Consider the following 11,655-nt stretch of genomic DNA (forward strand, 5'->3'; position numbering starts at 1 on the left):
CAACCTAGACAGGCCCCACCTTGGTATCGGAGGCCAAACTCCGATCGATCGAGTCAACAACGGTCGAGGTCAGTACAGCTAGAGGCGGCGCGCACCCGGCTGAAGCCCGCGGCCAGGGCGCTGCGCAGCGCAACCGCCCCGCGTGACGGACCGAGCAATATCGCGGCTACGGCGACCAGTGCCGCCGCGAACGCGAGCGCCGCCAGGGCGGCGCGGAGGGAAGCGGTCAGCTGGGTAGTCAGCGCGGCAGCGGTCGAGAGTGGCATGATGCCGGGGCTCACGGTGGTCTCGAAATATGCCGCCCCGAGGCTCAGCGCTCCGCTGAGCAGCAGAAACGCCGCGACGAGGCCGAGACTCGTGCGGGCGAGCGCGCGCGTGCGCCGGCGGGCGAGCGCGATGCCCCCGGCCAGGAGCCCGAGCGCTACCCACGGGAGCCGGGCGCCGACCGCGACCGCGGACGCATACCCGAGCTGGGCGCCGACCATCGCGTCCGAGGTCGCGAGCGGGATCGAGGCGTGGGTGCGGGGGATCATCGACGCGAATGCCATCCCCCGTGCCTCGAGTTGGGCTCGCACCTCGTCAACGATCACCCCGGCTTCGAGCGCGAGGGTTCCGGTGTCGCGGTCGAGGGTGAGAAGGCCGTTCGTGTTGCCCTGCAGGAGCGCCACGGTGGCCCGGTGCGTCTGCGTGAGGGCGAGCTGCCACGTCCCCGAGAACGCGTCTGAAGCGACGGTATCCTCAACGGCGGTTGCGACGACCGACCGCATGCCCTGGGCCGCCGGAACGGCGAGGAGTGTGAGGGCTGCGTCCGCTTCCTGCGGCAGGTCCAGGCTCGTGAGCCCGGTCACGACCGAATCGACAATCCCGTCGAAATCGACCTGGGCGTCCACGGTGGCCATGACCTCATCGCTGAGGAACCCCTGCACGGCAGGATCCGAGGCAAGCGGTGCCAGCGTCGCGACGAAGCGGTCCGTATCGACGAGCTCGACGCGCACCCAGGACCCGAGGACGGCCACCGGGGCGAGCAGGACCGCGAGCGTGAGCGCGAGTGCGGAGAGGACGCTGCGTCCCATGCGCCGTGGCTGGGCTTGGGCGCGCAGCTTTCGGTTCTCGCGTTCGAGCTCTCGGAGGCGCCGTTCGTGGGCCGCGGGGAGGGGTGGGACCGCGCTCATTCGGGGCTCCTTCGGGATGCGCTCAGGGGACTGGGCCCCGCCGCACCGGGGCGCAGAGGGATAGGTTCCCATCATGCCCGATCTGGTGAGCCGAAGTGGCCTCCTCGCACGCGGCAATGAGTTCGCGGGCGGTCGTGAGCGCCTGTGCCGCCTCGGCGGCGGAGACGCGCACGAGGGCGAATGCCGCCACCACCTGGCCGGTGCACGCGTGTGCGAGCCGATCGATGGTCGCGGGGTCGTGTGCGGGTAGGCGGGCGGAGACGCCGCGCCGGATCGCGGCGAAGAGTTCTGCGCGGTAGGCCGCGATGGTTGCGGCGACCACCGGGTCGTCCGCGAGGGCGGATCCCGCCGTGTTGATGAGGAGGCACCCGCCGAGTGCTGGGAGCGCGTCGGGGCGAGCGAGGGCGTCGCGGAGTCCGGTGAGGTAGGTGTCGATCGCGTCGGGTGTGGTGGGGTCGGCCGTGAGCGGCTGCAGCCGGGGGCGCACCACACGGTCGAGATAGAACTGCACCGCCGCGTCGAAGAGCCCCCGCTTTGAGCCGAAGGAGTTGTACATGCTGGATCGGCTCAGCCCCGTGGCGCGCTCGAGCTCGGGGATCGATGCGGCGTCGTAGCCGACGCGCCAGAACACGTCGAGGGCGGCGCGCACGGCCGACGTGTGATCGAACGCGGGGGTGCGGGCCACGATTCCTCTTTCTGTACTGACCAGTTCAGTATATATTGGAACGATCATTACAGAAAGGGTCGCGTGACGACCCCATTCCCGAAGGGGGCGCAATGCTCGTTGCCGGCTTAGTCCTCGCGGCGCTCGCCGCGGTGCTCCACGTGTTCATCTTTGTCTTGGAGTCGATTGCGTGGCTCGGACCCCGCGCTCGCGCGACCTTTGGCACCTCGCCGAGCGAGGCGGCGGCGACCAAGGAGCTCGCCTTCAACCAGGGCTTCTACAATCTGTTTCTCGCGGTTGCGGTGGGCCTCGGCATCACTGTGACGGCGGCGGGATCACCGGCCGTCGGCCTCACGCTCGTGTTCACGGGGATCGGGTCGATGCTTGCCGCAAGCCTCGTGCTGGTGCTTGCGAACCGCGCCCGGGCCGCTGCCGCGCTCACGCAGGGCACGCTGCCGCTCCTGAGCACGGTGCTGCTGACCGTCGCACTGCTCACCGCACACTAACCACGGCCCGGCATGAGCCGGTCCCTGTCCCCACCCACCACCCAGGAGGCCCCCGAATGACCACTGACACGCACGACATCAGCACCCAGATCCAGCTCGTCTCGCGCCCCATCGGATGGCCGACCGCCGAGGATTTCCGCACCGTGCAGATCGCACTCGGGCCGCTCCAGCCTGGGGAGATCCGCGTGCGCAACGAGTTCGTCTCGGTCGATCCCTACATGCGCGGGCGCATGAATGACGCGCGCAGCTATGTCGCCCCCTACGAGCTGGGGGAGACCATCCTCGGCGGCGCCGTGGGGCGCGTGGTCGCCTCGGCGGCGGCGGATGTGCCGGTGGGGGCCGCGGTTCTGCACCAGCGCGGCTGGGCCGACGTAGTGCAGGGCGACGCGGCGACATTCCGCGTGGTGCCGGACCTGCCGGGGGTCCCGCTCTCGCTCCGCCTGCACATCCTCGGAATGACGGGCCTGACCGCCTACGCGGGGCTGACCCGGATCGCGGCGATGCAGCCGGGGGACACCGTGTTCGTTTCCGGGGCTGCCGGCTCGGTCGGCACCGCCGTCGGCCAGATCGCGAGACTTCTCGGGGCCGGCCGGGTCGTCGGATCCGCGGGAACGCCGGAAAAGGTGGCGCTCCTGACCGAGAAGTACGGCTTCGACGCGGCATTCAACTACCGCGACGGTGAGGTGAGTGCCTTGCTCGCGGCCGCGGCACCCGACGGGATTGATGTGTTCTTCGACAACGTGGGCGGCGACCATCTGGGCGCCGCGCTCGATGCGTTCCGCGACGGCGGCCGCGCCGCGCTGTGCGGGGCGATCTCGAGCTACAACGCGTCCGAGCCGGTCCCGGGCCCCGCGAACCTCGCGAATATCATCACCCGGGCGCTCCGCCTCGAGGGGTTCACGATTGGTCAGCATCTCGACCTCGCGCCCGAGTTCCAGGGCCGCATGGCCGAGTGGATGGCGGCGGGCAAGATCGTGTTCGACGAGACAATCGTGGACGGGATCGAGCACACGGTCGACGCGTTCCTGGACATGCTCCGCGGGGCGAACACCGGCAAAATGCTGGTGCGGGTTGGCGCGTAGCGCAACCGAGCGCGTCCGAGCGCGAGGGGGCGGTGGGTGCGGCACGCCTGAGCGTCTCGCACCCACCGCCCCGGGGTGAGCGCTAGCCGAGTGCGACCGCGATCTCGTTGGGTGCGTCCGGGAGGGTGACACTCGCGAGGGTCGCGCCCGTCGTGAGGTCTACCGCGTGCACGGCCCGGCTCGCCGGCTCGGTCACGTAGGCAACGTCACCGTCGGCGACGATCGTCGGGTGCGGGTCCTGCCAGTCGGCCGGACCCGTCCACGGGTCAATGACGGGGAACGCGTCCAGGATCTTGCCTGACGCGGCATCGAGCACGTGGATGGCGCCGTCAGTGGAGAGAATGTAGGCGTGGCCCTCCGGTCCGCGCACCACGTCGCGGTAGGTATACCGCACCTCGTCCGGCAGCTCGGCGACCCGCAGCGTCTGGGCCTGGGTATCGATGAGGGTCACGGCGTCGAGGAGGTATCCCTCGGCGTCGGGGTCGTTCTTGTAGTCGCCGACCACCAGCGGGCTCTCCTCCGACACAAAGGCGTTCCCCATCCGGCCGTAGGCGTCGGGGGCCGGCAGCTTCGTGAACGTTCCGTCGGTAAAGAGGAGCGCGCCGTTCTCGCAGCCGAACACGACGGCCTCACCCTGCGCGGTGCCCTCACCATGAATGCCGGGGCAGTCGCGCGAGGTGTCGTGCTCGTGCCAGTGATCGTCGTGCGCCTCGAGCGCGGCGGCGCCGCTGCGCGTGTTCGCATCGCCGACCGTGGTCAGGAGCGTGCCGTCCCCGAGCACGATCGATACGCCGTGGTGCGGTGCAGCCGCCTCGTGCACCCGGCTCTCGGGCATCGTCGTGTTGTCCGCGGAGAGCGCGTCTGACTCCAGCACGGTGGTGCGCCCGGTGCCGTCGTCGAACAGCACCGTGTGGCCGTCGTGCCGCACCACGTGTCCCGCCGCGGTCGCGGGGAACACGAGCCCGGTGAGTTCCGCGGCGTGCGTGTCGAGCACCTCGAATCCCCGCGAGGTGGTGACGAGCAGGTGGCGCCCGTCGCCAAACGCGTTGAGGCGAGTGAACTCCTCGGTGTCGAGGCTGTCGACCGCGGTGAGGGTGCCGTCAGCGAGGCCACTCGCGTCGAGCACCGTGATGCCGCCGTTCGTGGTGACGGCGAGCCGCTGAGCCGAGGCGAGCGGCGCGGTCTCCGGGTTCGACCCGGCCGCGGGTTCGCCGGGCGTGGCGCAGCCGCTGGCGAGCAGCGCGAGCCCCGCGCTCGCCGCGATGCTGAGCATCAGGCGGGCGTGCCGCGCTGACCTCGGGCGGGTGGAAGTGGGGTGATTCATGCGTTCCCTTTCTGGGGGTGTGGGGTGGGTGGCCGCGGTGCGGCCGGGGGTCAGGATCCGAGGCCGTCCGCGATGCGTGCGGCATTGGTGGCGAGCATCTCCAGGTAGCTCTCCGCGCCACCGCCCGGCGGCGAGAGTGACTCGGTGTAGAGTTCCGCGACGGCGACGTCAATGCCGGCTTCGTCGGCGAGGACCCGCATCAGCCGATCCGGCGCGGAAGACTCCGCGAAGATCGTGGGCACGCCCGCTGCGGTGATGGCGTCCACGAGCTCGTTCAGATCGGCCGCGCTCGGGGCCGCGAGGGTGGTGCCGCCCGGGATCGCGGTTCCGAGAATGCGGAAATCGTAGCGCTCGGCGAGATAGGCGAAGACATGGTGATTGGTGACGAGCGTTCGCTGTGCTCGGGGGATCGCAGCAAAGCGGTCCGCGATGTCTCGGTCAAGGGCACCGAGCTCCGCCCGGTAGGCGGCACCGCGCTCGGCGATCTGGGTGCGGGCCGTGGGGTCGAAGCCCGGGAGTGCGCCGCTCGTGAGCGTCTCCGTCAGGGCGGCAATCACGTCGTCCATGCGCTGCGGGTCGGTCCAGAAGTGGGGATCGGGCGTCGCCGGATCGGGGGCTGCGGGATCGGAATCCGCGCCCGCGAGCCCCGCGCCCAGCGGCGTGATGTGCTCCCCAGCAACAAAGAGCGCGCCGCCCGCCTCGCTGACGCGGTCCAAGTGGTGCTGCACGCCCTCCTCGAGTCCCAGACCGCTCGCGACGACGAGGTCCGCGCGTTCGAGCGCCGCGGCCTGCGGGGCGGAGATCTCGAAGGAGTGCGGGTCGGCGTTCGGGCGCATGAGCGTGGTCACCGCGGCCGCGTCGCCCACGATGTTCTCGACGACGTCGCCCAGGATATTGGTGGTGACCATGATGGTGGGCGCGTGCGCCGCCGTGCTGCCCGTGGCGGCGCCGGGCGCGCACCCGGCCAGGGCGAGCAGCGCGGCGAACGCGAGACCCGCGCCCAGGCGCCGGAGTCGCGGGGGCCGCGGCACGGCGACCCGGCCGTTCCCGGTCCCGCTCATCGCCCGGTCTCCGCGAGGAAGGCGGGGGCGACCCCGGGATGGAGCTCGCGTGCGACGCGCGCCGAGTCCGCGAAGTCGATCTCGAAGACGGTCCCGAGTTCCGGCGAACCGAGATAGGCCCGGTTTGCGTCGACCGTGAGGGAGAGCGCCGGCTCGGCCGCGTCCGCGAGATCCGCCGCGGTGAGGAGCGGCTCGGTCGCGGCACGTTCCCTGCCCTCGGCGAACACCCGGACGCGGCCGGTCTGATCGAGCACCACCACGTGGCCCACCGCATCGTCCACGGCCACCGCGCGGAGGAGCGGCACGTCGGTCGGGGTCCATTCCCAGCTCTGAGCGCGGGTGTCGAGCAGCCAGAACCCCGGATCCGTGCCGAGCCCGGCGACGGTGGGGCGGCCCATGCGTCCCGCGAACGCGGTCGCGGGTGCGACGCCGAGATCCGGCAGGGGGAGATGCGCGAAGTTCGGCGTTCCGTCCTCGGCGATGGTGCCGAGCACGGCCCCGTCGCTGCAGCCGATCACCACGCCCGCGCGGGTGGGGTGAGCGCCAGCGGCCGCCGGGCACGCCGCACCGGAATCAGACGGCGTCCCGTCGGCGGCGAGGAATCGGAGCCGGTCGGCCCGCCCCTCGGTAGCCGCGGCCGCGCCGAGCTCCGTCACCACGGCCCCCTCGCCGAGCGGAACCAGGAGCCCGGCGTGCGGTGCACCGGCGAGCCGGAATGACTCGGTGATCCGGCCCTCGGAGAGTGCCGCGTTGTCGAGCAGTACCGCCTCGCCGGTATCCGGGAAGAAGACACCGGTGTGCCCCGCGGTCGCGAGGGGGCCGCCGACGGTGGTGGCCACGCCCGCCCCGGGCACGGTGCCGAGCAGAGCGGGCGTGCCGCGGTAGTAGTGAAAGTGGTCCCCGTGATCCCACGTCCACGCGGCGCTGTCGACGATGTCGAGCCCGTCGTCACGGGCGGCGAAGACGTACCTGCCGTCGGTCGCGGCGGTGGCCGGCGGAGCGATGGTGCCGAGGGTCGACTCGGATCCGCTCAGCAGGTCGAGCAGTCCCACCGCGCCCTGCGGGTCGATGGTGACGAGGTGCAGCGGGGCTTCGCCGAGCTCCTCGGCCCCCGCAATGTCGCCGTGGGGCGCGTCGGTCGCGGCCGACGGGGGCGTGTCCGGCCGGGGAGCCTGTGGCTGCGGCGTGGCCGCCGTGCAGCCGGTGAGGGTGAAGGCGAGGAGCGTGCCGATGGCGGCGGTTCTGGGGGTGAGGTTCATGCGTGACTTTCCAGCGGAGAGGCGGGCAGGGGCGCGCGCGAGGGGCGCGGGCGGGTGGTGATGAGGTGCGCGAGATGCGATGCGCCGGCGAGCGCGATCGCGCTGATCGCGATCGTGGCCCCGGCCGCGGTGGCGGCGTGCCAGGACACCGCCAAGCCGAGCCCCACCGCCGCGATGCCTGCGACGCCGGCGAGCGCCATGCGGTCGGGGATCCGGCGACTCCACGGGGTCGCGGCGACGGCCGGCCCGAGCAGCAGCGCGACGACGAGGAGCGTGCCGACGGCCTGGGCGGACGCGACAACGGCGAGCGTCACGAGCCCGGTGAGCGCGGCGCCCGCGAGCCTGACGCGGTGCCCGAGCGCCTGGGCGATCCGCGGGTCGAAGGCGAGCGCGACGAAGGCCCGGTGTCCGGCGGCCGCCACCGCGATGGTGAGGGCCGTCGCGACAGCGAGGAGCAGCAGATCGGCGGTGGAGATCGCCAGGACGTCGCCGAAGAGCAGGGCGGTCGCGTCGGTGGCAAAGCTGCCGGAGTGCGAGACGATGATCACCCCGAGCGCCAGCATGGCCACAAAGAGCAGGCCGATGCTGGTGTCGTACGAGAGCTTGCCGCGCCGCTGGAGCGCCCCGATCAGCGCGCTCATGAGGGCCGCGGTGACGGCGCCACCGAGCATCGGCGGCGCGCCGGCGAGCGTCGCGACGGCCACCCCGGGCAACATGCCGTGCCCGAGCGCTTCGCCCAGAAACGCCATCCCGCGGATCACGACCCAGGTGCCGACGACCCCACAGATGATCGCCACGAGGGCACCGCCCACGAGGGCACGAGCGAAGAACGCGGTGCCGAGGGCGTCGAGAATCCAGTGCATGGGAGACGACCATACAGATAACGAGAACCATTCTCAACATGATAGATTTCGTGTCATGGAACACGACACCGCGATCCGGGCCGCCGGAATCCACGCCAGATATGGCCACCGTCCGGTGCTGACCGGGATCGATCTCCGCGTGTCCTGGGGTACCGTGACCGTGATCACGGGCCCCAACGGTGCCGGCAAATCCACACTGCTGGAGATCCTCGCCGGCGTGCGCGCCCCCCACGCGGGCACCGTGCGGCGGGCCGGCCCGGTGGCGCTCGTGGTGCAGCGCCCCCTCGCCCCACCCGGGCTTCCGCTCACCGTCGGCGACGCGGTCGCGATCGGGGCCGCGCGCCCCGGCCGGCGCGCCACGCGCAGCGCCGCACCCGGCTGGGCCCCCGCACCACGACGCCGCCGGCGCGACATCGCGGGAGCCGTGGCCGGCGCGCTCGCCGCCGTGGACCTCGCAGGCTTCGCGGCACGCGATTTCGCCGGGCTCTCGGGCGGCCAGCGGCAGCGCGTGCTCATCGCTCAGGGGCTGGCCACCGGCGCACCGATCCTGCTGCTCGACGAACCGGCCGCCGGCCTCGACGCCGCAAGCCGTGCGCGGACGCGAGACATCCTCGCCGCGGCCGCCCACCGGGGCGTCGCCGTGTGCTGCGTGAGCCACGACCCCGAAGACATCGCCGCCGCGGATCGGAACATCCCCCTCGACGCCGTGGCGACGGCGTGAGTCTCCTCGCGCGGGCGCGGCCGCCCGGGGTGCCGCACCGGACTGGCACCCGCACCGGCACACGCACGTTCGCGTATGCGATCGCGGGCGGGGCGACAGTGCTCGCGCTGATTGCCGTGCGCGCGATCCTGCCGGGCGATGCGCCCTGGCTGCCCGCCGCGGCGAGCGACCTCGTCACCCTCGCCCTCGCCGTGTTCGTCGAATCGTTGCCCTTCGTGATCCTGGGGACACTGCTGTCCATCGGGGTGCAGGTGTGGCTGCCCGCCGGGGCGCTCGAGCGCCTCCTGCCGCGCCGCCCGTGGCCGCGCCGCGTGGTGCTCTCGCTGTGCGGCGTCGTGCTGCCCGTCTGCGAGTGCGGCAACGTGCCGCTGGCGCGCGGCCTGATCCAGCGCGGCTTCAGCCCTGCCGAGGCCATCACCTTCCTGCTCGCCGCTCCGATCCTGAATCCGGTCACGATCCTCACCACCGCTCACGCGTTCGGTTGGGACTCGTGGGTGCTGATCGCGCGCATCGGCGGAGGGTTCGTGATCGCGAACCTGCTGGGCTGGTGGCTCAGCGCGCACCCGCAGCCGCGGGACCTGCTCGCACCGGGGTTCCGTGCCGCCTGCGATCATGCGCACGCACCGAGTGGGAGCCGCATCGCCCGGAGCGCCGACAGTTTTCTCACGGAGCTGTCGCAGCTGATGCCGGCCCTCGCGTTCGGATCACTCCTCGCGGGGGCGATCCAGGTGGGCGTGCCGCGCAGCGTGCTCATTGCGCTCGGCGCACACCCCCTCTGGTCGGTGCTGGCGCTCCTCGCACTCGGGTTCGTCATCTCGCTGTGCTCCAACGTTGATGCGTTTTTCATCCTCTCGCTGAGCGCCGCGTTTCTGCCGGGAAGCATCGTCGCCTTCTTGCTCTTCGGCGCGATGATGGACGTGAAAATGGTGGCGCTGCTGCGGACCACCTTCACGGGGCGCACGATCGCGCTCCTCGGCGGTACCGCCGCCGCGTGCGCCGCGGCGATCGGGTGGGGGATGAATCTTGTCGCCTAAACCGAACCGCCGCCCCGGGCTCGTGCTGCTCGTCGCCGGCATCGCGGTCACGCTCTCGCTCGCGCTGTCCGGCCGGCTCGAGTGGTACATCCATCCCCGCTCCGTGACGTTCACCATCGTGATGGTGTCCCTCGCCGGCGTCGCGTGGTGCGCGGCCTGCGCGGTGCGCGGCTCTGCGCAGCCGCGGCACACCGTGGCACGGCAGCCCCGCGGCTGGCGACGCCCGCTCGGCACGGTGCTCGCGCTGTGCTGCGCCGGGGCGGTCGTGCTCCTGCCACCGGCAACGCTGAGCCCGGAGGCCGTGGCCCAGCGCGCGGCCCCGGAAGCGATGGGACTCGGGATCGGCCCGGAAACCGCCGCGGGCACGGCCGATCTCGCCCAGCGTGACGACGGCGAACTCACCATCCGCCAGTGGGCGCTCCTCGTGCGCGGGGCCGACTCCGCGGCGATCACGGGACGCGCAGCCGAGCTGGTGGGCTTCATCACCCCGGATGCCGACGATCCCGAGTCGCTGTTCGTGGTGACCCGGTACGCCATTACCTGCTGCGCGGTCGACGCCCAAGCCGTGGGGGTGCCCGTGTACCGGCCCGGGTGGCAGGCGGAGTTTGCCCCGGGTGACTGGGTCCAGACCACCGGGGTGTTCGCGGCGAACCCGAGCGTCACGAGCCGCTGGGCGGCGGTGCTCTTGCCCGCACGCATGGCACCCACCGCCGAACCGGAGGATCCCTATGTCAGCTAGCCGATTCCGCGCGCGCACCGCCGGCATCCTCAGCGCGGTGTTGCTCGGGGCGACGGGACTCGCCGCCGCGAACGTGCTGCAGCCCCCGCGCATCATCGCGGTCGAATCACGTCCGGCGGCGCTCGCCGAGACCGACGGGGCGAACATCACCATTCGGCTCAGTCAGCCCATCGCCGCGGTCGCCCCCGCCGACATCCGCACCGAACCCGAGGTCCCCCTCACCGTGTCCACGGCTGGGGCCGCGGTCACCCTGCGACTCGGGACCCGGCTCGACTATGCCAGCACGCTGCAGCTGACGCTGCGGGTGACGGGCACGGCGACGGGCGTGCGCGGCGAGCTGGTTACGAGCCTGGCAGCCCCGGACACCCGCGTCACCACGCTGGTGCGGGGCGGCCCGGGGCAGGATCGCTTCGTGAGCGATGACCTGGTGCGGGGCGGCCGCCCGACCGATTTTCTCCCGGGGGTGGGCGTTCGCGAGTACGCGATGCTCCCCGATCGCGTTGTGGTGCTGCACGATGCGGGCACACCGGACTCCGCGCAGCAGGCGCTCGGCACCTACGCGATCGCCGACGGCACCTCCCAGCCGGTCATCCGAGACACCGACGGAGATCTGTCAGCGCTTCGGGCGGATCCGGCGGCGCTGTCGTTTGGGGTCGTCGCGACGGGGCTCGTGGTCGACGGGCAGCTCCTCGAGCGCGCCCTGCTCGTGTTTGACGGGCGAAGCGCGACGGGCGCACCCGCGGTGGTTCGGGACGAGGCCGGTGCCGCCATTTCCGTGGCCGACTGGCGCTTCGTGCCCGGGGACGGCGAGCTCGTGATCCGTGACGCCGCCGGCCAGAGCTGGCGGGCGCATCCGCTCCTGGGGGAGCCGGCGACGCGGATCCCACCCGACGATCCCCGCGCGCTGCTGCTCCCCGCGCCGGACGGTGCCGTCACCGTGTCCGACGGGGCCGAGATGCTGCCGAGCGCCGACCGGCGCCACGTGATCCGGCGCACCGCCGATGGCGCACGCGAGTGGTTCACGCCGCCCGGATCCGGCAGCCGCGTGGGTGCCATCTGCGCGGCCCCGGGTGGCCGCATCGTTGCCGTGGAGATCACCTCGGCGGAGGGTCAGCCCGACGGTCGGCCGGGGCGGCCCGGCCTGACGCACACCGTGACGCAGTTCCGTGATGCCCGATCGGGGGTGCTGCTCCGCAGCCTGATCGGCTTCGCGCCGCACTGGTGTTGAGG

The 11,655-nt window shown here is 72.3% G+C and carries 12 protein-coding genes; 6 read left to right on the forward strand and 6 right to left on the reverse strand.

Annotated elements, in window-relative coordinates; all coding sequences use genetic code 11:
* Nucleotides 1-53: 53 nt before the first annotated feature.
* Together D3230_RS11415 and D3230_RS11420 are read right to left on the reverse strand one after the other, a co-directional pair.
* Nucleotides 54-1,172, reverse strand: a complete 1,119-nt coding sequence (locus D3230_RS11415) for a hypothetical protein (RefSeq protein WP_202345178.1) — start codon at nucleotides 1,170-1,172, stop codon at nucleotides 54-56.
* Nucleotides 1,173-1,194: 22 nt separating this feature from the next.
* Nucleotides 1,195-1,857 carry a TetR family transcriptional regulator gene (locus D3230_RS11420; RefSeq protein WP_202345179.1) on the reverse strand — a complete coding sequence of 221 codons (663 nt, stop codon included), beginning with the start codon at nucleotides 1,855-1,857 and terminating at the stop codon, nucleotides 1,195-1,197.
* 92 nt (nucleotides 1,858-1,949) lie between these two features.
* Here D3230_RS11420 and D3230_RS11425 point away from each other — a divergent pair, with 92 nt between their 5' ends.
* Together D3230_RS11425 and D3230_RS11430 are read left to right on the forward strand one after the other, a co-directional pair.
* Nucleotides 1,950-2,342 carry a DUF1304 domain-containing protein gene (locus D3230_RS11425; RefSeq protein ID WP_202345180.1) on the forward strand — a complete coding sequence of 131 codons (393 nt, stop codon included), beginning with the start codon at nucleotides 1,950-1,952 and terminating at the stop codon, nucleotides 2,340-2,342.
* A gap of 56 nt (nucleotides 2,343-2,398) precedes the next feature.
* Nucleotides 2,399-3,424 carry an NADP-dependent oxidoreductase gene (locus D3230_RS11430; RefSeq protein ID WP_202345181.1) on the forward strand — a complete coding sequence of 342 codons (1,026 nt, stop codon included), beginning with the start codon at nucleotides 2,399-2,401 and terminating at the stop codon, nucleotides 3,422-3,424.
* Between the two features lie 82 nt (nucleotides 3,425-3,506).
* Here the strand turns inward: D3230_RS11430 and aztD are convergent, their stop codons facing one another.
* Genes aztD through aztB form a run of 4 tightly spaced genes read right to left on the reverse strand, consistent with a single transcriptional unit; the run spans nucleotide 3,507 to nucleotide 7,931 of the window.
* On the reverse strand, nucleotides 3,507-4,748 hold the full coding sequence (aztD, locus tag D3230_RS11435; RefSeq protein ID WP_237467469.1) for a zinc metallochaperone AztD: 1,242 nt from the start codon (nucleotides 4,746-4,748) through the stop codon (nucleotides 3,507-3,509).
* 50 nt (nucleotides 4,749-4,798) lie between these two features.
* Entirely contained in the window at nucleotides 4,799-5,809 is a 1,011-nt protein-coding gene (locus D3230_RS11440) for a metal ABC transporter substrate-binding protein (RefSeq protein ID WP_202345182.1), read from the reverse strand.
* The gene (locus D3230_RS11445; RefSeq protein ID WP_202345183.1) at nucleotides 5,806-7,068 is read right to left on the reverse strand and encodes an ABC transporter; all 1,263 of its coding nucleotides are present in this window, start codon (nucleotides 7,066-7,068) and stop codon (nucleotides 5,806-5,808) included. Before D3230_RS11445 ends, D3230_RS11440 begins: the two co-directional genes overlap by 4 nt.
* Nucleotides 7,065-7,931, reverse strand: coding sequence for a zinc ABC transporter permease AztB (gene aztB / locus D3230_RS11450; protein WP_202345184.1), 867 nt, complete (start codon nucleotides 7,929-7,931; stop codon nucleotides 7,065-7,067). The genes D3230_RS11445 and aztB overlap by 4 nt, the downstream gene beginning before the upstream one ends.
* A gap of 55 nt (nucleotides 7,932-7,986) precedes the next feature.
* Between aztB and D3230_RS11455 the strand changes: the two genes are divergently transcribed.
* From D3230_RS11455 to D3230_RS11470, 4 genes are read left to right on the forward strand one after another with little or no spacing between them, the layout of a single operon-like run.
* Nucleotides 7,987-8,652 carry an ATP-binding cassette domain-containing protein gene (locus tag D3230_RS11455; protein WP_237467470.1) on the forward strand — a complete coding sequence of 222 codons (666 nt, stop codon included), beginning with the start codon at nucleotides 7,987-7,989 and terminating at the stop codon, nucleotides 8,650-8,652.
* Nucleotides 8,649-9,686, forward strand: coding sequence for a permease (locus tag D3230_RS11460; RefSeq protein ID WP_337249166.1), 1,038 nt, complete (start codon nucleotides 8,649-8,651; stop codon nucleotides 9,684-9,686). Before D3230_RS11455 ends, D3230_RS11460 begins: the two co-directional genes overlap by 4 nt.
* On the forward strand, nucleotides 9,676-10,425 hold the full coding sequence (locus D3230_RS11465) for a TIGR03943 family putative permease subunit (RefSeq protein WP_202345186.1): 750 nt from the start codon (nucleotides 9,676-9,678) through the stop codon (nucleotides 10,423-10,425). Before D3230_RS11460 ends, D3230_RS11465 begins: the two co-directional genes overlap by 11 nt.
* The gene (locus tag D3230_RS11470; RefSeq protein ID WP_202345187.1) at nucleotides 10,415-11,653 is read left to right on the forward strand and encodes a hypothetical protein; all 1,239 of its coding nucleotides are present in this window, start codon (nucleotides 10,415-10,417) and stop codon (nucleotides 11,651-11,653) included. The genes D3230_RS11465 and D3230_RS11470 overlap by 11 nt, the downstream gene beginning before the upstream one ends.
* Nucleotides 11,654-11,655: the final 2 nt, after the last annotated feature.

It is taken from the genome of Leucobacter chromiireducens subsp. solipictus, assembly GCF_016758195.1.
GTDB classification, from domain to species: Bacteria; Actinomycetota; Actinomycetes; order Actinomycetales; family Microbacteriaceae; genus Leucobacter; species Leucobacter solipictus.